The following is a 19,923-nucleotide window of genomic DNA, read 5'->3' as shown; positions in this document are numbered from 1 at the left end:
GCGATCTCTCCTTGGCCGGGAGCGGTGGTGTGGTCCAGGATCGGCGTCATGGACCTGCTGAACACCCTGGTGGACAAGGGGCTGCGGCGCGAGCTGCCGACCCGCGAAGAGGCGCTCGCCGTACTGGCGACTTCCGACGACGAACTGCTCGACGTGGTGGCCGCGGCCGGCAAGGTGCGCCGCCAGTGGTTCGGGCGTCGGGTCAAGCTGAACTACCTGGTCAACCTGAAGTCGGGCCTGTGCCCCGAGGACTGCTCCTACTGCTCCCAGCGTCTCGGTTCGAAGGCCGAGATCCTGAAGTACACGTGGCTGAAGCCCGAGGAGGCCTCCGAGGCCGCCGCGGCCGGTGTCGCGGGCGGCGCGAAGCGGGTGTGCCTGGTCGCGAGCGGCCGTGGGCCGACGGACCGGGACGTGGACCGCGTCGGCAAGACGATCGCGGCGATCAAGGAGCAGAACGAGGGCGTCGAGGTCTGTGCGTGCCTCGGCCTGCTCTCGGACGGCCAGGCGGAGCGGCTGCGCGAAGCGGGCGCCGACGCGTACAACCACAACCTCAACACCTCCGAGGCGACGTACGGGCAGATCACCCAGACCCACACCTACGCGGACCGGGTCGACACGGTGCAGAAGGCGCACGCGGCCGGCCTGTCCGCCTGCTCCGGTCTGATCGCGGGCATGGGCGAGAGCGACGAGGACCTGGTCGACGTGGTCTACGCGCTGCGTGAGCTGGACTCGGACTCGGTGCCGGTCAACTTCCTGATCCCGTTCGAGGGGACCCCGCTCGCCAAGGAGTGGAACCTCACCCCGCAGCGCTGCCTGCGGATCCTCGCGATGGTCCGCTTCGTCTGCCCCGACGTGGAGGTCCGGATCGCGGGCGGCCGCGAGGTGCACCTGCGCTCGATGCAGCCGCTCGCGCTGCACGTGGCGAACTCGATCTTCCTGGGCGACTACCTCACCAGTGAGGGCCAGGCCGGGCAGGCCGACCTCGACATGATCGCGGACGCCGGTTTCGAGGTGGAGGGTGCCGGTACGACGACGCTCCCGGCCCACCGCGCCGACGTGGCGGAGGCGGCCACGGCGGGCGGGTGCGGTTCGCACGGTGGCGGTGCGTCGCTGTGCGGTTCGGCGGGGGCGGGGGGCAACGCCGGGGAAGCCGGGTGCGGTTCGGCCTGCGGTGGTTGCTCCGGGCACGCGGAGGCGGCGCCCGTAGCGGCACAGCAGGCGGAGCCCGGGGAGGTGCGCTCCGATCTGGTGGCGGTCCGCCGGCGCGGCGCGGGGACGGATCTCGCCCCCAATGCCTGACCCGCTTCAGCCGGCGCCGGCCGGCGCGGAACTCCTCGCGCTGGACCGGCAGCACGTCTGGCACCCGTACGGTCCGATGCCCGGGCGGCAGGAGCCGCTGGTCATCGCCTCGGCCTCGGGGGTGCGGCTGCGGCTCGCCGATCCGTCCGGGCAGGGGCAGGGCCACGAGGAGCTGGTCGACGGCATGTCCTCCTGGTGGTCGGCGATCCACGGCTACAACCACCCGGTGCTGAACGAGGCGGCGACCGCGCAGCTGGGCCGTATGTCGCACGTGATGTTCGGCGGGCTCACCCATGAGCCCGCCGTCCGGCTGGCGGCCCGTCTGGTGGAGATCACCCCGCCGGGGCTGGAGCACGTCTTCCTGTCCGATTCGGGCTCGGTCTCGGTCGAGGTCGCGGTCAAGATGTGCCTCCAGTACTGGCGTTCGCTCGGCCGGACGGGCAAGACCCGCCTGCTCACCTGGCGCGGCGGCTACCACGGGGACACCTGGCAGCCGATGGCCGTCTGCGACCCCGAGGGCGGCATGCACGAGCTGTGGCAGGGTCACCTGCCGCGGCAGGTCTTCGCGGACGTGCCGCCCGGCGGTTTCGACGCCGCCGTGGACCCGGCGTACGTCGACCACCTGCGGTCCCTGATCGCCGCGCACGCGGACGAGCTGGCCGCGGTCATCGTGGAACCGGTGGTCCAGGGGGCGGGCGGCATGCGCTTCCACAGCCCCGGCTACCTCCGGGTGCTGCGCGACCTGTGCGACGAGTACGGCGTCCTCCTCGTCCTCGACGAGATCGCGACGGGATTCGGGCGTACGGGCGCGCTCTTCGCGGCGGACCACGCGGGGATCACCCCCGACGTGATGTGCCTGGGCAAATCGCTGACCGGCGGCTACCTCACGCTGGCGGCGACGCTGTGCACGCGGCGGGTGGCCGACGGGATCTCGCAGGGCGAGGTTCCGGTGCTCGCGCACGGCCCGACCTTCATGGGCAACCCGCTCGCGACGGCCGTCGCCCTCGCCTCGGTCGACCTCCTCCTGAGCCAGGACTGGCCCACCGAGGTCAAGCGCATCGAGGCCGGCCTGCGCGAAGGCCTGGCGGCCGCGGCGCAGTTGCCCGGCGTACGGGACGTGCGCGTCCTCGGCGCGATCGGCGTGGTGCAGCTGGACCACGACGTCGACATGGCGGCGGCCACCCGGGCGGCCGTGCGGGAGGGCGTCTGGCTGCGCCCGTTCCGCGATCTGATCTACACGATGCCCCCGTTCGTCACCGGCGACGACGATGTGGCCCGTATCTGCCGCGCGGTGGTCGCGGCAGCGCAGGAAGGCTGAGAGACGGACATGTCCGTAATAGTGGTGTCCGGGACGGGCACGGAGATCGGCAAGACGGTGGTCACGTCGGCGATCGCGGCCGCGGCGATGGCGGCCGGCCGCTCGGTGGCCGTGCTCAAGCCCGCCCAGACGGGGGTCGGCCCGGACGAGGCGGGGGACGCCGCCGAGGTGGCCCGCCTGGCCGGTTCCGCCGTCACGGCGGTGGAACTGGCCCGCTACCCGGAGCCGTTGGCCCCGGACACGGCGGCCCGCCGGGCGGGGCTGGCGACCGTCTCCCCGGCAGCCGTCGCGGAAGCGGCGGACCGGCTCGCCCTCTCCCACGACCTGGTCCTGGTGGAGGGCGCGGGCGGGCTGCTCGTCCGCTTCGACGAGGCCGGCCACACCCTGGCGGACGCGGCCCGGCTGCTCGGGGCCCCGGTGCTGGTCGTCGTCCCGGCGGGCCTCGGCACCCTGAACTCCGCGGCCCTGACGGCGGAGGCCCTACGCGCCCGTGACCTCACGCCGCTGGGTCTGGTGGTCGGCAGCTGGCCGTCCGCCCCGGACCTGGCCTCCCGCTGCAACCTGGCGGACCTTCCCGAGGTCTCCGGCGCCCCCCTCCTGGGCGCCGTCCCCGAGTCCGCGGGCACCCTGCCCCCGCCCGTGTTCCGCACCACGGCCCCCACCTGGCTCTCCCCGGCCCTCGACGGCACCTGGTCGGCCACCGGGTTCCTGACCGCCTGGCCGGCCGGACCGCTCAGCCCCGCCGGCGCCTGAGCCGGGGAGACCGTCGGTTCCCCCGTGTCGGGGAGGTGCCGGGGGGTGCCGGGGCGTGTCGGGGATTCGGTGTGCGGTGTATCGCGGGCGTATCGAAAACCGCATACGCGGCCGCAACGGCCCGGCGTCTCTTATGGGGGCATGAACCACAACGCCCCCCGGGCCGCACCGCCCCGCCGTACGCGCAGGACCGTTCTGCTCGGCCTGGCGGTCCTCGGGACGGCGAGCGCCGCGTACGCCGTGCGCAGACCCCTCATGATGTCCGCTCCCACGTGCATGGCCGGGCGGTGGCACGGCTGCTTCGACACGTTCAACGGGGTGGTGCTCATGACGTTGGCCGCGCTGCCGTTGGCGGTGCTGGTGGTGTGGCTCCTGGCGCGCCTGCGGCGTGCCGCCGGGGTCACATCGGCGTGGCGGATGTCGCTGGCCGAGGTGGGCATGGTCCACGGGACGGTGCCGTTCCTGTGGCTGACCATGATGCCGGGCGCCGCAGCGGGCGCCGTCCCCGGCCGGCTGAGCCTGGTGCCGCTGCGGGACCTGGTGACGATGGGGCCGCTCGGGGTCGCGGGCAACCTGCTGGTCTTCGCGGCGCTGGGGTTCTTCGCCCCGATGCGGTTCGCCGCGTTGGCATCCCTGCCGCGGATCCTGGCGCTCGGGGCGGGCTGCTCGGTCCTGGTCGAAACCGCCCAGTACGTCCTGCGGCTGGACCGGGTGTCGTCGGTGGACGACGTCCTGGTCAACGCCGCCGGCGCCCTGCTGGCCGGGCTGGCCTCGCGCCGCTGGTGGCGCGCTGCGGCGCATGCGCCGGCGGAGCGGCCCCGCCCCGCGCCCGTGCCGACTGCTTAGGCTTCGGACATGCGCGTACTGATCGTGGAGGACGAGCCCTACCTGGCGGAAGCCGTCCGTGACGGTCTGCGGCTGGAGGCGATCGCCGCCGACATCGCCGGCGACGGGGACTGCGCCCTGGAGCTGCTCAGCGTCCACTCCTACGACCTCGCGGTCCTCGACCGCGACATCCCGGGCCCCTCCGGCGACGAGGTCGCCCGGCGCATCGTCGCCTCCGGCAGCGGCATCCCGATCCTCATGCTCACCGCTGCCGACCGGATCGACGACAAGGCGTCCGGGTTCGGCCTCGGTGCCGACGACTACCTCACCAAACCGTTCGAGCTGCGGGAGCTCGTCCTGCGGCTGAGGGCGCTCGACCGCAGGCGCGCGTACGCCCGGCCCCCGGTCCGCGAGATCGCGGGCGTGCGCCTCGACCCCTTCCGCCGGGAGGTGTTCCGCGACGGACGCTACGTCGCGCTCACCCGTAAACAGTTCGCCGTGCTGGAGGTCCTCGTCGCCGCGGAGGGCGGGGTCGTCAGCGCCGAGGAGCTGCTGGAACGGGCCTGGGACGAGAACGCCGATCCCCTCACCAACGCCGTCCGCATCACCGTCTCGGCCCTGCGCAAGCGGCTCGGCGAACCATGGATCATCGCCACGGTGCCGGGTGTCGGCTACCGCATCGACACCGGCCCCGGCAGCGCGTGCGATGCATAGGCGCCCGGGGCTCAGCGCCCGGCTGAAGCTCGCCCTCAGCTACGCCGGGTTCCTCGCCGTCGCCGGCGCCCTCCTGCTGGCCGTGGTGTGGGTGTTCCTGCTGCGCTACGTGCCGGACAACTCCCAGGGGCTTCTCGGGATCTCGCCCAACCGCTACCTCCTCGTGCATACCTTCGCCCCGGCCGCGGCCGTGGCGATGGCCTTCCTGCTGGTGTTCGGCCTCGTCGGGGGATGGGTCCTCGCCGGCCGGATGCTCGCACCGCTCACGCAGATCACGGCCGCGGCGCGGACGGCAGGGAGCGGATCACTGTCCCACCGGATCGGCATGGAGGGCCGCCAGGACGAATTCCGTGAACTCGCCGACGCCTTCGACACCATGCTCGAACAACTCGAGTCGCACGTCGCCGAGCAGCAGCGGTTCGCCGCGAACGCCTCCCACGAACTGCGCACCCCGCTGGCCATCTCGCAGACGCTGCTCGACGTCGCCCGCAGGGACCCCACGCGGGACCGGGGTGAGCTCATCGAACGCCTGCAGGCCGTCAACACGCGCGCGATCGGCCTCACCGAGGCCCTTCTGCTGCTCAGCCGCAGCGACCGCGGGACCTTCACGCGCGGGAGCGTGGACCTGTCCCTCGTCGCCGAAGAGGCCGCCGAAACCCTGCTCCCCCTCGCCGAACAGCGCGGGATCACCCTCGACGTCACCGGCGGAACGGCCCCGACCAGCGGCTCCGCGGAACTCCTGCTGCGCATGGTGACGAACCTCGTCCAGAACGCCGTCGTCCACAACCTCCCCGCCGGGGGCACCGTGACGGTGCGGACCGCAGCGCGGCACGACGCGAGCGTGCTGCGGGTCGAGAACACGGGCCCTCCGGTGCCGGCGGAGCTGGTACCGACCCTCACCGAACCCTTCCGGCGCGCAACGGAGCGCGTACGCACCGACGAGCACGCCGGAGTCGGCCTCGGCCTGGCCCTCGTGCACAGCATCGTCCGCGCCCACGGCGGGACCCTCGAACTCGTCCCCCGCGCCGCCGGCGGCCTCGTCGTCACGGTGAGGCTTCCCGAGGCGGACGGATCCGGCCCCGACGGCGGTTGAGGCGCGGGGTCCGGGCGGAGCGCCGGGAAGCCGGGCGCGGCCGGGGCGCGCAGGCGCAGCCGCACCGCAGACGGTCCGTCAGGCGTGAGGCGCAGCCGACCGGGCACGCTGGAAGGTACCGGTACCCGCCCCCGCCCCGGAGGTCCGCCATGCCGCGCCGCCCCCGCGATCCCGTCCATCACCCCCTGTTCGCCCGGTTCTACGCCCGCGCCGGCGCAATCGCCGAGACCCGCGCCGGCTTCGGCGCCCTGCGCACCGAGCTCCTCCACGGAGTGTCCGGCCGGGTCATCGAGATCGGCGCCGGCAACGGCCTCAACTTCGCCCACTACCCCCGCGCCGTCTCCGAGGTCGTCGCCGTCGAACCGGAACGCACCCTGCGCCGCCGCGCGGCCTCCGCCGCGCTCCGCGCCGAGGTCCCCGTCGACATCGTGCCCGGCGCCGCCGAAGCCCTCCCGGTCAAGAGCGAGGCCTTCGACGCCGCCGTCGTCTCGCTGGTGCTGTGCACCGTACGGGACCTGCCCCGCTCCCTCGCCGAGCTGCACCGCGTGCTCCGCCCCGACGCCGAGCTCCGCTTCTTCGAGCACGGCCTCGCCCCCGGCCCGGGGATGGCCGCCGTCCAGCACGCCCTGGACCGGACCGTGTGGCCCCGTCTCTTCGGCGGCTGTCACACGGCCCGCGACCCGCTCGCCTCGATCGAGGCCGCCGGTTTCCGGATCGTCTCGCACCGCAGCTTCCGGGTGCCCGAGCGCGGACCGGTCCTCCCGACCTCGTACTGCGTCATGGGCGCGGCCCGCCGCATGGACTGAGCCGCTGCTCGGGCGGCTACGCGAACGGCTTCACCCACCGCCGCCAGTGGTCCTCGCGCCGGTACCCGGCGGCGGCCCAGGCCCGGTGCGCCCGCTCGTTGTCCTCCAGCACCATCGCGTCGCCGCGCCGGCCGCCCGCCGCCAGGAACCGCCGTTCGGCCGCCTCGAGCAGCGCGCCGGCGATGCCCCGGCGGCGCCGGGAGGGCAGCACGGCCAGCCGGTACAGGGAGCAGCGCCAGCCGTCGTAGCCGGCGATCACGGAGCCGACCAGGATCCCGTCCTCCTCGGCGAGGATCAGCGCCTCGGGATCGCGTGTGACGAGCCGGGTCACGCCGTCCACGTCGTCCGTGATCGACGTTCCTTCGGCGGCTTCCTTCCAGAAGGCGAGGACGGTCTCCGCGTCGGCCGGCACCGCCGTCCGGAGCTGGAGCCGGCCCTCGGGCCGGTGTGCGGACGGAAGGCGGGGCTCGGACTGGTTCATGATCGGAGCCAAGCACGTCCGGCCCCGGGGCCGCCACCGACTTCCGTCCTGCGAGACCGGCCGAAAGAACGACCCGCCCGCTTTGCCCGTCCTTTACCATGGAGCCCAAGTTCCTCTCGAGCGAAAGGTGTGTGAGCGTCCGCCCATGGGCGAGCCTCCCGGTCCACGACATCCCCGTACGCGACATCGCGCGATACCCCTCCTCCTGGCTGATCATGGGACGGAGGTGATCGACCGATGACCGAAGTGCTCCTGCTGATCGTGGCGCTGCTGCTCTGCCTTGCCTGCGGAGTCTTCGTCGCGGCCGAGTTCTCGCTGACCACCATCGAGCGCAGCGAGCTCGAGGAAGCCGCCGCGCGCGGCGAGCGCGGGGCCGACAGCGCGCTGGCCGCCGTCCGCACCCTGACGTTCCAGCTGTCCGGCGCCCAGCTCGGCATCACCGTGACCGGCCTGGTCATCGGCATGATCGCCAAGCCCTCGATCGCCGCCCTGCTCCAGGGCCCGTTCCGGGCCATGGGGCTGTCGGCGGGCGCGGCCTCCTCCACCGCCCTGGTCCTGGCCACCGTCCTGTCGACCGTCGTCCTGATGGTCATCGGCGAGCTGGTGCCCAAGAACTGGGCGATCTCCTCCCCGCTGGCCATCGCCAAGCGCGTCGCGACCTGGCAGCGGGTGTTCAGCCGGGCCTTCAGGCCCCTGATCAGCCACCTCAACACCACCGCGAACCACATGGTGCGCCGCTTCGGCATGGAGCCGGCCGAGGAGCTGGCCTCCGCCCGCACCCCGCAGGAGCTGGTCGCGCTGGCGCGGCACTCCGCGAAGGCGGGCGCCCTGGAGAAGGACACCGCCGAGCTGTTCGTGCGGACCCTGAACCTGGCCGACCTGACCGCGGAGAACGTGATGACCCCGCGCGTCCAGGTCACCGCCCTCGACGTGCAGACCACCGCCGAGGACGTGGCGAACGCGACGCTGGCCACCGGCCTGTCCCGCTTCCCGGTGTACCGGGGCAGCCTCGACACCGTCGTCGGCACCGTCCACATCAAGGACGTGCTGGCGCTGCCCGCCGAGGAGCGCCGCCGCCACCCGGTGTCGCAGCTGCTGCGCGAGCCCCTCCTCGTACCGGAGTCGCTGACCGTGGACCGGCTGCTGGACCGGCTGTCCGGGAAGCAGACGATGGCCGTGGTCATCGACGAGTACGGCGGCACGGCCGGGGTGGCCACGCTGGAGGACATCGTCGAGGAGGTCGTCGGCGAGGTCCGCGACGAGCACGACCCGCACGAGACCCCGGACCTGGCCCCGGCCGGACGGGACGCCTCCGGGCGCCTGCTCTACGCCGCCGACGGCGCCGCGCGCACCGACCAGCTCCGGCGGATCGGACTGCGCGTGCCGGAGGGCCCGTACGAGACGCTGGCCGGTCTGATAGCGACCGAGCTGGGCCGCATCCCGGCCGTCGGCGACAGCCTGGAGCTGGACGGCTGGCGGCTCGACGTCGTCGACGCGGGTGGGCGGCGGGCCGCCCGGGTACTGCTGCACATGCCGGCCGAGCCGGCCGGCGACCAGGACGGGGAGGCGCGCCGATGACGGCCGTCCAGCTGCTGATCGGCCTGGCGACCCTGGTCGTCAACGCCTTCTTCGTCGGCGCGGAGTTCGCGCTGATCTCGGTCCGGCGCAGCCAGATCGAGCCGTACGCCGAGCAGGACGACCGGCGGGGCCGCGCCGTCCTGTGGGGCCTGGAGCACGTGTCGGCGTTGATGGCGGCGGCGCAGCTCGGCATCACGCTGTGCACCCTGGTGCTGGGTGTCGTCGCCGAGCCGGCCATCGCGCACCTGCTGGCCCCGCTGTTCGATCTCGTCGGGGTGCCGGAGGGCCTGACCCACGCCATCTCCTTCGTGGTGGCCCTGGCGCTGGCGACGTACCTGCACATGCTCTTCGGCGAGATGGTCCCGAAGAACGTGGCACTGTCCGAGCCGGTGCGCACGGCGCTGCTGCTCGGGCCGCCGCTGGTGGCCCTGACACGGGCGCTTCGGCCGGTGATCTTCGCGATCAACGCCTTCGCCAACGCGCTGCTGCGGCTGCTGCGGGTGGACGCGAAGGACGAGGTCGCGGCGACCTTCTCCGACGACGAGCTGGCGCGGATGGTCAAGGACTCCAGCAACGCGGGGCTCCTGGACGACCGGGCGAGCGAACGCCTCCACGACGCCCTGGAACTGGGGCGGCGGCCGGTCACCGATGTGGTGCTGTCGGCGGAACGGGTGGTTTCGGCGCAGCAGGGCATCACGCCCACCGGACTGGAGCGGCTGGCGGCCCGGTCCGGGTACTCCCGGTTCCCGGTGATCGACGCGCAGCGCAGGATCCTCGGCTACCTGCACGTCAAGGACGCCTTGGACGCGGAGGCACGGGATGAGCCCTTCCCCGTTTCCGATCTGCGGCCGATCGCGCAGGTGCGCGCCGAGACCCCGCTGGACGACGTGCTGACCGCGATGCGGCGCAGCCGTACGCATCTGGCGGCGGTGCTCGGGGCGGACGGTGCCATGACGGGGCTGGTGACGATGGAGGACGTGTTGCGCCAGCTGTTCGGACGCCCCGCCTCCGCCTGACCCCGGCCGCCGATGCGGTCCCCGGCCCTGCGGGGTCGGGGTACCGCGCGGTAACATCGCTCCGCCATGGAGATGAATGCGTCTTACACCAGTTTCGTCGCGGTCGGCGACTCCTTCACCGAGGGCATGTCCGACCTGCTTCCGGACGGCTCCTACCGGGGCTGGGCCGACGTGCTGGCCGCCCGGCTCGCGGCGCGGCAGCCGGGCTTCCGCTACGCCAACCTCGCGGTCCGCGGCAAGCTCATCGGGCAGATCGCCGAGGACCAGGTGCCGGTGGCCGCGGCCATGGGCGCCGATGTGGTGACCCTCGTCGGCGGGCTGAACGACACGCTCCGCCCCAAGGTGGACATGGGCCGCGTCCGGGCGCATCTGGAGTCGGCCGTGGAACTCCTCGCCCCCTCCTGCAAGCAGCTCGTCCTGATGCGTTCGCCGGGGCGCAACGGGCCCGTGATGGAGCGCTTCCGGCCCCGGATGGAAGAGCTCTTCACCCTCATCGGGGAGCTCGCGGCACGGCACGGCGCGCTGGTCGTGGACCTGTACGGGGCCCCGGCACTCGGGGATCCGCGGATGTGGGACGTGGACCGGCTGCACCTGACGGCCGAGGGCCACCGGCGGGTGGCCGAGGCCGTCTGGCAGACGCTGGGCCTGCCCGCCGAGCAGGACTGGCGCGCGGAACTGCCCGCCGCGGCGCCGCCGGGCTGGGCCGTCCGCCGGGCCCAGGACCTCAGCTTCGCCCGGCAGCACCTGATCCCGTGGGTCGGCCGCCGCCTCACGGGCCGCTCCTCCGGGGACGGCCGCCCGGCCAAGCGCCCGGAGCTGCTGCCCTACGAGGGCTCGTACCTCTCGTAGCAAGGCACAATCGGCAGTGGTGCCCCTACCTGCGTAAACGCACAGCGGATGCCCAAGTAGAATCCCTCCACGTGACTGCCAAGCCCCGCATCCCCAATGTCCTGGCCGGCCGCTACGCCTCCGCGGAGCTCGCCGTCCTGTGGTCCCCCGAGTACAAGGTGACGCTGGAGCGGCGGCTGTGGCTCGCCGTGCTGCGCGCCCAGAAGGACCTCGGCATCGAGGTCCCCGACGCGGCCCTCGCCGATTACGAGCGCGTCCTGGAGACGGTCGACCTGGCCTCCATCGCCGAGCGCGAGAAGGTCACCCGGCACGACGTGAAGGCCCGCATCGAGGAGTTCAACGCCCTCGCCGGTCACGAGCACGTCCACAAGGGCATGACCTCCCGCGACCTCACCGAGAACGTCGAGCAGCTCCAGATCCGGCTGTCGCTGGAGCTGGCACGGGACCGCACGGTCGCCGTCCTCGCGCGCCTCGGCAAGCTGGCCGGCGAGCACGCCGAGCTGGTCATGGCCGGCCGCTCCCACAACGTGGCCGCGCAGGCCACCACCCTGGGCAAGCGCTTCGCCACCGCCGCCGACGAGCTGCTGGTCGCCTACGACCGCCTGGAGAACCTCCTCGAGCGCTACCCGCTGCGCGGCATCAAGGGCCCGGTCGGCACCGCCCAGGACATGCTCGACCTGCTCGGCGGCGACGCCGCGAAGCTGGCCGACCTGGAGCAGCGGATCGCCGCCCACCTCGGTTTCGCCCAGGCCTTCACCTCGGTCGGCCAGGTCTACCCGCGCTCGCTCGACTACGACGTGGTCACCGCCCTGGTGCAGCTGGCCGCGGCCCCGTCCTCGATCGCGAAGACGATCCGCCTGATGGCGGGCCACGAGCTGGTCACCGAGGGCTTCAAGCCCGGCCAGGTCGGCTCCTCGGCGATGCCGCACAAGATGAACACCCGCTCCTGCGAGCGTGTGAACGGCCTGATGGTCATCCTGCGCGGCTACGCCTCGATGACCGGCGAGCTGGCCGGCGACCAGTGGAACGAGGGCGACGTGTCCTGTTCCGTGGTCCGCCGCGTGGCCCTGCCGGACGCGTTCTTCGCCTTCGACGGCCTGCTGGAGACCTTCCTGACGGTCCTCGACGAGTTCGGCGCCTTCCCGGCGGTCGTGGCCCGCGAGCTGGACCGCTACCTGCCGTTCCTCGCGACCACCAAGGTCCTGATGGGCGCGGTGCGGGCCGGGGTCGGCCGCGAGGCCGCCCACGAGGTCATCAAGGAGCACGCGGTGGCCTCCGCGCTCGCCATGCGCGAGCAGGGCGCCGAGCGCAACGAGCTGCTGGACAAGCTGGCCGCCGACGAGCGGATGCCGCTGGACCGTGCCCAGCTCGACGCCCTGATGGCCGACAAGCTGTCCTTCACGGGCGCCGCGGGCGACCAGGTCGCGGCGGTGGTCTCGCGCGTCGAGGCGATCGCCAAGCAGCACCCGGAGGCCGCCGGGTACGCGCCGGGGTCGATCCTCTGACCCCCGAGGAGCTGAACGCCGCCCGCGACCGCGTCGTCCCCGACGTGGTCGCGGGCGGTCTGCGTGTGCTCTTCTGCGGAATCAATCCGGGTCTCCTGTCCGCCGCGACGGGTCACCACTTCGCCCGCCCCGGCAATCGTTTCTGGCCGGTCCTGCACCTGTCGGGCTTCACTCCGCGCCGGCTGGCCCCCTCGGAGCAGGAGGAGCTGCTGACCTACCGGCTCGGCATCACCAACGTCGTGGCCCGGGCCACGGCCCGCGCCGACGAGCTGAGCGCCGAGGAGTTCCGCGAGGGCGGCCGCATCCTGACGGCCAAGGTGGAACGGCTCCGCCCCCAGTGGCTGGCGGTCGTCGGCGTCACCGCCTACCGCACGGCCTTCGGGGAACGACGGGCGCAGATCGGCCCCCAGGAGCGGACGATCGGCTCCACCCGCATCTGGGCCCTGCCCAACCCCAGTGGCCTCAACGCCCATTGGACCGCCGAGTCCATGGCCCAGGAGTACGCCAGGCTCCGCGCCGCAGCCGAGTCCTAGAAGTGTCGTCGAAGTAGCGCCAGGCGGGACTTTGACGACACGACCCACTCCGGCTCTTTCGCTGTCCGAAGTGCGTCGCACGGTGCACCTGCCCACACTGGGAAGGTGAGACGTACACCCGCGGTCTTGCTCTGCCTCGCCGGCCTGATGGCCTCAGCCCTTCCGGCCGGAACCGCCGCGGTTGCGGCCCCGGCCGCCGCGGCGCCGGAGTCATGCGTCAGCTCGCCCGGCCCCGCCCGGGGCGACGCCGGCAAGATCCTCGCCATCGCCCGGAAGTCACAGCGTGACTTCGACCTGAACTCGGTGATCCTGCGGGTCTCCTCCGGCGACAAGCAGGTGCTCACCACGGCTCTGGGGCAGTCCATGACGGGAGTCCCGGCCGAGCCGTCCATGCACTTCCGTTCGGGTTCCGTGGGCATCGTCTACATGGCGACCGTCCTGCTCCAGCTCGTCGACGAGGGCAAGGTCTCCCTCGACGACCCGGTGTCCCGCTGGCTCCCGGACCTGCCGCACGGCTCGGAGATCACGCTGCGGATGCTGGGCAGTTCCACGTCAGGGCTGCACGACTACGTCACGGACCCCCAGTTCCTGGCCGATCTCAAGGCCGCGCCGTTCCGCGCGTGGACCTCGGCCGAGGCGGTCGGCATCGCCACGGGCAAGCCCCTGCTGTACAAACCGGGCACCAACTGGAGCTACTCGCACGCCAACTTCCAGCTCCTCGGCGCCGCCCTGGAGAAGATCACCGGCACCCCGCTCGACCGGCTCCTGACGGAGCGCGTCATGAAGCCGCTCGGGCTGACCCAGACCAGCAACCAGAACACCCCGCAGATCCCGGATCCGGTCCTGCACGCCTTCACCTCCGAACGCGGCACCTACGAGGAGTCGACCTTCTGGAACCCCTCGTGGACCACGGCGCCCGGCGCGGTCCTCGTCCAGAACATCTGCGATCTGGACCGCTCGGCCCGTGCGATCGGCACCGGTGAACTGGTGTCGGCGAAGTCCTTCCGGACCCAGCTGGATCCCGGGACCGTCGGCCTGGGCCGCGCGACGCCCGACTGCCCGGCCGACGTCTGCCCGACCAACACGACCGGCCGCCACTTCGGCTTCGGTGTCATCGTCGTCAACGGCTGGATCCTGTCGAACCCGTCCTTCTCCGGCTATGCGGCCATCCAGGCCTACCTGCCGCCGGAAAAGCTCTCCATCTCGGTCTCCGTCACGAAGGGCCCCAAGAGCCCCGAAGGCAACTCCGCCCAGGTCATCGCCGAACGCATCGCCGCCCTCCTGGCCCCCGCACACTCGCTCAAGATGCGCTGACCCGAAGCCGGCCCCCGCCTACGGCGGATCGATCACCGTGACCGCTGCCACCAGGAGGTAGGGATCACCTCTTCGCCCCTGGGCCACACAGGCGACCAGCCAGTGGTCACCGGCCCGCCACAGGTGGACGTGATCGCTGGTGCTGCTCAGTTCGTCCCACGGCGCCGGTATCTCCTCCCCCGCGAACCCCCGGTCCCTGAGCGATACCAGGGCAAAAACCTGGGCCTCTCCCCACCGGTCGGTCAGCGCCTGGGTCAGCGCCCCGTATTCGGCGTTGATCTGGTCGATCGCCTCGATGCGCCCCGAACCGTCGTCCTCCCAGAAGTCCGCGGTCCGGGCGACCTGGATCACGTGGTAACCCGGGCCGCTGCTCTGCCCGTTGGACCAGACCGGCTCGGCCGGGAACTCCCGCGCCCGGAGCCGATCGATCGTGTCGAGATGCTCTGCCGTGGTCATGACGTCAGTATTCCGACCCCCACTGACAACTGACCTGCCGTCACGCGTGCCGGCGCCGCACCGCCGCCCAGCCGGCGACCAGCGCCGCGAGCGACCACAGGGCGGCCGCGCTCATGGCAGGCCTCCGTTCGAGGTCGTTGGAAACGTGGTCAAGGACGGGCGGGAGTCAGGCGGCGGAGGCGGAGAACTGGCCGCGGCCGGCCGTGAGGTCGAGGTGGGCCTCCTCCAGCGAGGCCCGCTCGTCGGACAGCTCGGACAGCGGGACTCCCCGCCGGGTGGCGAGCGCTCCGGCCGCCTCGGCCCGTATGCCGACCACGGTCCACCGGGTCGCGCTTCGGCCGATGGGGGGCCCGTTCTCGCCGCCGTGACCAGGGCGCAGTACGATCCGGCTGACAGGCTCGCCGGCTGGGAGGACACACGTTGGGGCAGCTGACCGGCGGGGATCCCTCTCTGCTCCGGCGGATCAACTCCGCCGTGGTGCTCCGGGCACTGCGCGCGGCCGAAGCACCGACCCTCACCGACCTGACACGGGTGACCGGGCTCTCCCGGCCCACGGTCGAGGGGGTCGTGGAGGGGCTGATCGGCACGGGGCTCGTCGTCGAGGCCGAGGCGGAGGAGGGCGCGCGCCGGCAGGGTCGGCCGGCTCGGAGGTTCCGCTTCCGGGCCGAGGCGGGGCACCTGCTGGGCATCGAGATCGGCTCGCACCGGATCGCCGTCCTGCTGTCCGGGCTGGACGGGCGGGTCATCGGCGCCGGGACCAAGGACGTCGCCGAGTCGGCCTCCGCCGACGAGCGGCTGGAGCGGGTACGGGCGGCGGTCGCGGATCTGCTGCGCCGGGCCGGTGTGCCCCGGGACTCACTGCGCGCTGTGGGCGTCGGCAGCCCCGGGATCGTGGAGGCGGACGGGACGGTCCGCCTCGGTACGGCACTGCCCGGCTGGACCGGTCTGCCCCTCGGGGAACGGCTGCGGCGCTCGTTCCGCTGCCCGGTACGAGTCGAGAACGACGCCAACGCTGCGGCGGTCGCCGAGCACTGGAAGGGGGCCGCGCGGGACACCGACGACATCGTGTTCGTGATGGCGGGCCTCAGCCCGGGCGCGGGGTCCCTGATCGGCGGCCGCCTGCACCGCGGCTTCGGCGGCGCGGCCGGCGAGATCGGCGCGCTGCACCTGCTGGGGCGGGATGTCACCCCCGAGAAGTTGCTGTCGACGACCGGTGAACCGCTGCATCCGCTGGACGAACCCGCCGTCGCCGAGGTCTTCGCGAAGGCCAAACGGGGCGACGAGCGGGCGGTGGCCGCCGTGGAGCGGTTCCTGCAGCGGCTGGTGCACGACGTGGCCGCGCTGGTGCTGGCGATGGATCCGGAGCTGGTCGTCGTCGGCGGCTGGGCGGCCGGGCTCGACGGCGTGCTGGACCCCCTCCGCCGGGAGCTGGAGCGTTACTGCCTGCGCCCCCCGCGGGTGGCCCTGTCCCTGCTCGGCGAAGCCGCGGTGGCCACCGGCGCGCTGCGACTCGCGATGGACCACGTGGAGGAGGAACTCTTCGCGGTGGAGAAAACGGTCACGACCCGCCGCCGCTGACCGACGCCTCCCAGCAGGAGCCGTGCACTGCCCCGCCCGGCCGACGGCCCCGGGTGCGGCGATGCCCGACGGCGGCGCCGGCGGGCATCGGGAGAGGTCGGGAGGGGGTCGGGAGGGCGTCAGGAAGCCACGCGCGGTTCGTGGGTGATCTGGACGTCGCCCGAGTCGCCGAAGGTCAGGCGGCAGGTGTCGGCGCGGTAGGTGGCCACCGACACGGCGGCCGTGCCCGCGGCGGTGAAGTACCGGGTGGTGACGAGGAGGACCGGGGCGCCGGGCAGCCGGTCGAGTTCCTTGGCGTCGTCGGCGCGGGCCGAGCCGAGTTCCACCGAGCGGTCCTGGCCCTCGAGGACCAGCCGCTGGAGCTCGCGCAGGACGGCCCGGGCGCGGGCGGGGCCGGCCGGGGCCTCGATGGTGCTGAGCCCGGGCACGGAGGCGGCCGGTACGTAGAGCAGTTCGGCGGCGACGGCCTGGCCCTGGGCGACCCGGGTCCGGCGCACCGTGTGGACGGGCTGGTCGGCGGCGAAGGTGCCGGCGCCGCCCGTACCGAGGAGCGCGCGCACCGCGGCCGGCGGCAGGGTCTCGGCCGCGTCCACCGGCTCCCAGCCGTCGACGCCCTCGGCGGGCCAGCCGTGCTGCGTGCTGCCGACGGCGACACCCACCCGCGGCGGGGCGACGGTGGTGCCGACTCCGCGGCGGCGCTGGAGCCGCCCCTCGAGCTCCAACTGCTCCAGCGCCTGGCGCAGGGTCGCGCGGGCGACTCCGAAACGGGCCGCGAGCTCACGCTCGTTGGGCAGGACCTCACCGACGGCGAAGTCCTGGTCGAGCGCTTCGCTGAGGACGGTCTTGAGGTGCCAGTACTTCGGCTCCGGCACCGTTTCGAGCTGCGTGGTCCCCACCCTGACTCCTCCTGCCGTCGCCGCACCGGCCGCGCCGGCTGCACTCGCCGCACTGGCCGCAGTCGCCGTACTCGCCGCGTCTTCCAGCGGCAGTTCCGCGCCTTTGTTTATTAAAGGTTCCTGCACTATCCCTGCGACGATAGGACGGCCCACCCCCTTGGTCAAGACCAATGCTCGGCCCTTTGTCGGGCAGATCGGGCATACGTATCAAGGCGTTCACGGGATGTTCTCGTATGTCCCGAAGGCTTGTAGTCAAGGTCTACCGGACGGTAATCATGGCGGTGGCATTACTGACAGCCTGTCTCACACCGTCCACCGACGAGGAGCAGCATGACCGCCACCGTCTCCTTCCCGATCGATTCGCCGCTGGGCCCGCGCACCACCACCGTCGCCTACGAGCGCAAGGGCGCCGGCGAACCGCTTCTCCTGCTGCACGGCATCGGCCACCACCTCCAGGCCTGGGAGCCGGTGACCGACATCCTGGCCGCCGAGCACGACGTGATCGCGGTCGACCTCCCCGGTTTCGGCGCCTCCGAGCCGCTGCCCGAAGGGGTTCCGTACGGCCTGGGCACCGTCGCCCCCGCGCTCGGCGCGCTCTGCACGGCGCTCGGCGTCGAGCGCCCCCACGTCGCGGGCAATTCCCTCGGCGGCCTGCTCGCGCTCGAAATGGGCCGCGGCGGCCTGGTCCGGTCGGTCACCGCCCTCTCCCCCGCCGGGTTCTGGACCGAGGCCGAACGCCGCTACGCCTTCGCCACCCTCCTCGCGATGCGCGCCGGCGCCAAGGCGCTGCCCCGCCCCGCCGTGGACCGGCTCTCGCGCACCGCCGTCGGCCGTACGGCGCTCACCGGCACCATCTACGCACGTCCCGCCCGCCGTTCACCCGCAGCCGTCGTCGCCGAGACCCTCGCGCTGCGCGATGCCACCGGCTTCGAGCAGACCCTGGCCGCGGGCGGCTCCGTACGGTTCACCGACGACGTGCCCGGCCTGCCCGTCACGATCGCCTGGGGCACCCGCGACCGGCTGCTGCTGCGCCGCCAGGGCGTGCGCGCCAAGCACACCCTCCCCGGCGCCCGGCTGGTCCGGCTTCCGGGCTGCGGACACGTGCCGATGAACGACGATCCGGCGCTCGTCGCCCGGGTGATCCTGGACACGGCCCGCAGCGCCGCAACGCACCGCGCCGCCTGAGCTGCTGACGGCTGTTCATCCGGGGTTCGCGTGGCGGACGCGGCCGGGCCGGTGTGCGGCGGCACGCTGGTCCGGCCCCTGCCCGCCGGCCCCTGGAGACCCACCGATGGCATCGAACCCGCACACCCGACGGACCCTGATCGGCGGTTCCCTCGCCCTGTCGTCCGCGCTGCTCGCCGCTCCGGCGTTCGCGGCCCCCGCCTTCGCCCGCTCCGGCCGGCCGTGCGCACCCTGGGGCGTCCAGTCCGGCGAGATCAGCGCCCATGCGGCCACGGTCTGGACCCGCTCCGACCGCCCCGCGCGGATGTACGTCGAGACCTCCCCGAGCGAGGGGTTCCGCTACGCCGTACGCCGCCACCGCGGCCCGCTGCTCGGGCCGGCCACCGACTTCACCGGCACCACGGTCCTGCGCGACCTCCCGCCCGGACAGCAGATCCACTACCGGGTCGTCCTGGCCGACCCCGACGACCCGCGGCGCACGGGCGAGCCGGTCCGCGGCAGCTTCCGCACCACGCCCGTCTCCCGCCGCCGCGACGTGCGCTTCCTGTGGTCGGGCGACCTGGCGGGCCAGGGCTGGGGCATCAACCCGGACCTCGGCGGCTACCGCGTCTTCGACGAAATGCGGCTGCGCGACCCCGACTTCTTCCTCTTCAGCGGGGACACCGTCTACGCCGACGGCCCGATCCAGGCCTCCGTGCCCCTGCGCGACGGCAGTCTGTGGCGCAACGTCACCACCGAGGAGAAGTCGAAGGTCGCCGAGACCCTCGCCGAGTTCCGCGGGAACTTCCGCTACAACCTGCTCGATCGCAACCTGCGCGACTTCAACGCCCAGGTCCCGGTCCTGGCGCAGTGGGATGACCACGAGGTGCGCAACAACTGGTACCCGGGCCGGCTGATCGACGACCCCCGCTACACCGTCAGGGACGTCGACACGCTCGCCCGCCGCGCCCGTCAGGCCTTCGGCGAGTACTTCCCCGTCACCGACCTGCGCGGCGGCCGCACCGAGGGCCGGATGTACCGCGTGATGCGCTACGGTCCGCTGCTCGACGTCTTCGTGCTCGACATGCGCACGTACCGCGACGCCAACTCCCCCGGCACCCGGACCGAGGACCCCATCGGCATCCTCGGCCCCGAGCAGCTGGCGTGGCTGAAGCGCGAGCTCTCCCGCTCCCGCGCGACCTGGAAGGTGATCGCCGCGGACATGCCGCTGGGCATCGTCGTCCCCGACGGGGCGGTGAACTTCGAGGCCGTGGCCCAGGGCGACCCCGGCGCCCCGCTGGGCCGCGAGCTGCAGATCGCCGACCTCCTGCGCCACATCAAGCACCAGCGCATCACTGGCACCCTCTGGCTCACCGCCGACGTCCACTACACGGCCGCGAACCACTACGCGCCCGAGCGGGCGGCCTTCGGCGACTTCGCGCCGTTCTGGGAGTTCGTCTCCGGCCCGATCGGGGCGGGCGGCTTCCCGGCCGGGCGGCTCGACGCCACCTTCGGCCCGCAGACCGTCCACGTCCGGTCGGCGCCGGTCGCCAACATGTCGCCCTCGGAGAACCCCCCGTACTACGGCGAGGTCGACATCGACGGCGACAGCGGAGAGCTCACCGTCCGGCTGCGGCGCCAGGGAGGCGGCGTCCTCTTCACCCGGACCCTGCAACCCGGTCGGGTGGGCCAGTAGCCGCGGTACCTGCGGCGACCTGCGGATCCGCCCGCGCCTGCAGGGGAAA

At 73.1% G+C, this 19,923-nt stretch carries 20 protein-coding genes; 16 read left to right on the top strand and 4 right to left on the bottom strand.

The window, feature by feature from the left end:
• Positions 1-48: 48 nt before the first annotated feature.
• From bioB to ACIP5M_RS14625, 7 genes are all read left to right on the top strand, one after another.
• Positions 49-1,299, top strand: coding sequence for a biotin synthase BioB (bioB, locus tag ACIP5M_RS14655; protein ID WP_401196535.1), 1,251 nt, complete (start codon positions 49-51; stop codon positions 1,297-1,299).
• A complete protein-coding gene (locus tag ACIP5M_RS14650; RefSeq protein ID WP_401196532.1) occupies positions 1,292-2,617 on the top strand; it encodes an adenosylmethionine--8-amino-7-oxononanoate transaminase in 1,326 nt (441 codons plus the stop codon). Before bioB ends, ACIP5M_RS14650 begins: the two co-directional genes overlap by 8 nt.
• 9 nt (positions 2,618-2,626) lie before the next feature.
• Positions 2,627-3,370, top strand: a complete 744-nt coding sequence (gene bioD, locus ACIP5M_RS14645) for a dethiobiotin synthase (RefSeq protein ID WP_401196530.1) — start codon at positions 2,627-2,629, stop codon at positions 3,368-3,370.
• Positions 3,371-3,511: 141 nt separating this feature from the next.
• Positions 3,512-4,216 carry a VanZ family protein gene (locus ACIP5M_RS14640; RefSeq protein WP_401196527.1) on the top strand — a complete coding sequence of 235 codons (705 nt, stop codon included), beginning with the start codon at positions 3,512-3,514 and terminating at the stop codon, positions 4,214-4,216.
• A gap of 9 nt (positions 4,217-4,225) precedes the next feature.
• Positions 4,226-4,909: a response regulator transcription factor gene (locus ACIP5M_RS14635; RefSeq protein ID WP_401196525.1), complete on the top strand. Its 684-nt coding sequence runs from the start codon at positions 4,226-4,228 to the stop codon at positions 4,907-4,909.
• Positions 4,902-6,002: a sensor histidine kinase gene (locus ACIP5M_RS14630; protein ID WP_401196523.1), complete on the top strand. Its 1,101-nt coding sequence runs from the start codon at positions 4,902-4,904 to the stop codon at positions 6,000-6,002. The genes ACIP5M_RS14635 and ACIP5M_RS14630 overlap by 8 nt, the downstream gene beginning before the upstream one ends.
• 149 nt (positions 6,003-6,151) lie before the next feature.
• Entirely contained in the window at positions 6,152-6,808 is a 657-nt protein-coding gene (locus ACIP5M_RS14625; RefSeq protein WP_401196520.1) for a class I SAM-dependent methyltransferase, read from the top strand.
• A 16-nt stretch (positions 6,809-6,824) separates the two neighbouring features.
• On the opposite strand, the gene ACIP5M_RS14620 is transcribed toward ACIP5M_RS14625, so the two are convergent.
• Complete coding sequence (locus tag ACIP5M_RS14620; RefSeq protein ID WP_401196518.1) at positions 6,825-7,289, bottom strand: GNAT family N-acetyltransferase; 465 nt, start codon at positions 7,287-7,289, stop codon at positions 6,825-6,827.
• A gap of 237 nt (positions 7,290-7,526) precedes the next feature.
• On the opposite strand from ACIP5M_RS14620, the gene ACIP5M_RS14615 reads away from it, so the two are divergent.
• The 6 genes from ACIP5M_RS14615 to ACIP5M_RS14590 all read left to right on the top strand — a co-directional run bounded on the left by ACIP5M_RS14615 (position 7,527) and on the right by ACIP5M_RS14590 (position 14,084).
• The gene (locus ACIP5M_RS14615; RefSeq protein ID WP_401196517.1) at positions 7,527-8,867 is read left to right on the top strand and encodes a hemolysin family protein; all 1,341 of its coding nucleotides are present in this window, start codon (positions 7,527-7,529) and stop codon (positions 8,865-8,867) included.
• Positions 8,864-9,883 (top strand): hemolysin family protein, encoded by a 1,020-nt coding sequence (locus ACIP5M_RS14610; RefSeq protein WP_401196514.1) that lies wholly within the window; start codon positions 8,864-8,866, stop codon positions 9,881-9,883. The genes ACIP5M_RS14615 and ACIP5M_RS14610 overlap by 4 nt, the downstream gene beginning before the upstream one ends.
• A 66-nt stretch (positions 9,884-9,949) precedes the next feature.
• A complete protein-coding gene (locus ACIP5M_RS14605; protein WP_401196511.1) occupies positions 9,950-10,732 on the top strand; it encodes an SGNH/GDSL hydrolase family protein in 783 nt (260 codons plus the stop codon).
• Positions 10,733-10,803: 71 nt separating this feature from the next.
• Positions 10,804-12,237 (top strand): adenylosuccinate lyase, encoded by a 1,434-nt coding sequence (purB, locus tag ACIP5M_RS14600; protein ID WP_401196508.1) that lies wholly within the window; start codon positions 10,804-10,806, stop codon positions 12,235-12,237.
• On the top strand, positions 12,234-12,770 hold the full coding sequence (gene mug, locus ACIP5M_RS14595; protein WP_401197189.1) for a G/U mismatch-specific DNA glycosylase: 537 nt from the start codon (positions 12,234-12,236) through the stop codon (positions 12,768-12,770). Before purB ends, mug begins: the two co-directional genes overlap by 4 nt.
• A 105-nt stretch (positions 12,771-12,875) precedes the next feature.
• Entirely contained in the window at positions 12,876-14,084 is a 1,209-nt protein-coding gene (locus ACIP5M_RS14590; RefSeq protein WP_401196505.1) for a serine hydrolase domain-containing protein, read from the top strand.
• An 18-nt stretch (positions 14,085-14,102) separates the two neighbouring features.
• Here the strand turns inward: ACIP5M_RS14590 and ACIP5M_RS14585 are convergent, their stop codons facing one another.
• Complete coding sequence (locus ACIP5M_RS14585) at positions 14,103-14,540, bottom strand: hypothetical protein (protein WP_401196502.1); 438 nt, start codon at positions 14,538-14,540, stop codon at positions 14,103-14,105.
• A gap of 166 nt (positions 14,541-14,706) precedes the next feature.
• The gene (locus ACIP5M_RS14580) at positions 14,707-14,856 is read right to left on the bottom strand and encodes a hypothetical protein (RefSeq protein ID WP_401196500.1); all 150 of its coding nucleotides are present in this window, start codon (positions 14,854-14,856) and stop codon (positions 14,707-14,709) included.
• Between the two features lie 104 nt (positions 14,857-14,960).
• Between ACIP5M_RS14580 and ACIP5M_RS14575 the strand changes: the two genes are divergently transcribed.
• Positions 14,961-16,118, top strand: a complete 1,158-nt coding sequence (locus ACIP5M_RS14575) for an ROK family transcriptional regulator (RefSeq protein ID WP_401196497.1) — start codon at positions 14,961-14,963, stop codon at positions 16,116-16,118.
• A 119-nt stretch (positions 16,119-16,237) separates the two neighbouring features.
• Here the strand turns inward: ACIP5M_RS14575 and ACIP5M_RS14570 are convergent, their stop codons facing one another.
• Positions 16,238-17,014, bottom strand: coding sequence for a GntR family transcriptional regulator (locus ACIP5M_RS14570; RefSeq protein ID WP_401196494.1), 777 nt, complete (start codon positions 17,012-17,014; stop codon positions 16,238-16,240).
• Between the two features lie 330 nt (positions 17,015-17,344).
• Between ACIP5M_RS14570 and ACIP5M_RS14565 the strand changes: the two genes are divergently transcribed.
• Both ACIP5M_RS14565 and ACIP5M_RS14560 read left to right on the top strand, forming a co-directional pair.
• Positions 17,345-18,199: an alpha/beta fold hydrolase gene (locus ACIP5M_RS14565; RefSeq protein WP_401196492.1), complete on the top strand. Its 855-nt coding sequence runs from the start codon at positions 17,345-17,347 to the stop codon at positions 18,197-18,199.
• 106 nt (positions 18,200-18,305) lie between these two features.
• Complete coding sequence (locus ACIP5M_RS14560) at positions 18,306-19,874, top strand: alkaline phosphatase D family protein (RefSeq protein WP_401196489.1); 1,569 nt, start codon at positions 18,306-18,308, stop codon at positions 19,872-19,874.
• The last annotated feature ends 49 nt before the right edge of the window (positions 19,875-19,923 follow it).

The organism is Streptomyces sp. NPDC088762 (assembly GCF_044750905.1).
Taxonomy (GTDB): Bacteria; Actinomycetota; Actinomycetes; order Streptomycetales; family Streptomycetaceae; genus Streptomyces.
Note: the sequence above shows the minus strand (reverse complement) of the source record. Positions and strands in the feature narration are given on the sequence as shown.

Bases quoted from the DNA above. Each gene is read 5' to 3' on its own strand.
- ACIP5M_RS14630 (WP_401196523.1), top strand. From the start codon at position 4,902: ATGCATAGGCGCCCGGGGCTCAGCGCCCGGCTGAAGCTCGCCCTCAGC.
- ACIP5M_RS14605 (WP_401196511.1), top strand. From the start codon at position 9,950: ATGGAGATGAATGCGTCTTACACCAGTTTCGTCGCGGTCGGCGACTCC.
- ACIP5M_RS14650 (WP_401196532.1), top strand. From the start codon at position 1,292: ATGCCTGACCCGCTTCAGCCGGCGCCGGCCGGCGCGGAACTCCTCGCG.
- bioD (WP_401196530.1), top strand. From the start codon at position 2,627: ATGTCCGTAATAGTGGTGTCCGGGACGGGCACGGAGATCGGCAAGACG.
- ACIP5M_RS14585 (WP_401196502.1), bottom strand. From the start codon at position 14,540: ATGACCACGGCAGAGCATCTCGACACGATCGATCGGCTCCGGGCGCGG.
- ACIP5M_RS14640 (WP_401196527.1), top strand. From the start codon at position 3,512: ATGAACCACAACGCCCCCCGGGCCGCACCGCCCCGCCGTACGCGCAGG.
- ACIP5M_RS14635 (WP_401196525.1), top strand. From the start codon at position 4,226: ATGCGCGTACTGATCGTGGAGGACGAGCCCTACCTGGCGGAAGCCGTC.
- ACIP5M_RS14620 (WP_401196518.1), bottom strand. From the start codon at position 7,289: ATGAACCAGTCCGAGCCCCGCCTTCCGTCCGCACACCGGCCCGAGGGC.
- bioB (WP_401196535.1), top strand. From the start codon at position 49: ATGGACCTGCTGAACACCCTGGTGGACAAGGGGCTGCGGCGCGAGCTG.
- ACIP5M_RS14610 (WP_401196514.1), top strand. From the start codon at position 8,864: ATGACGGCCGTCCAGCTGCTGATCGGCCTGGCGACCCTGGTCGTCAAC.
- ACIP5M_RS14565 (WP_401196492.1), top strand. From the start codon at position 17,345: ATGACCGCCACCGTCTCCTTCCCGATCGATTCGCCGCTGGGCCCGCGC.
- ACIP5M_RS14625 (WP_401196520.1), top strand. From the start codon at position 6,152: ATGCCGCGCCGCCCCCGCGATCCCGTCCATCACCCCCTGTTCGCCCGG.
- ACIP5M_RS14560 (WP_401196489.1), top strand. From the start codon at position 18,306: ATGGCATCGAACCCGCACACCCGACGGACCCTGATCGGCGGTTCCCTC.
- ACIP5M_RS14615 (WP_401196517.1), top strand. From the start codon at position 7,527: ATGACCGAAGTGCTCCTGCTGATCGTGGCGCTGCTGCTCTGCCTTGCC.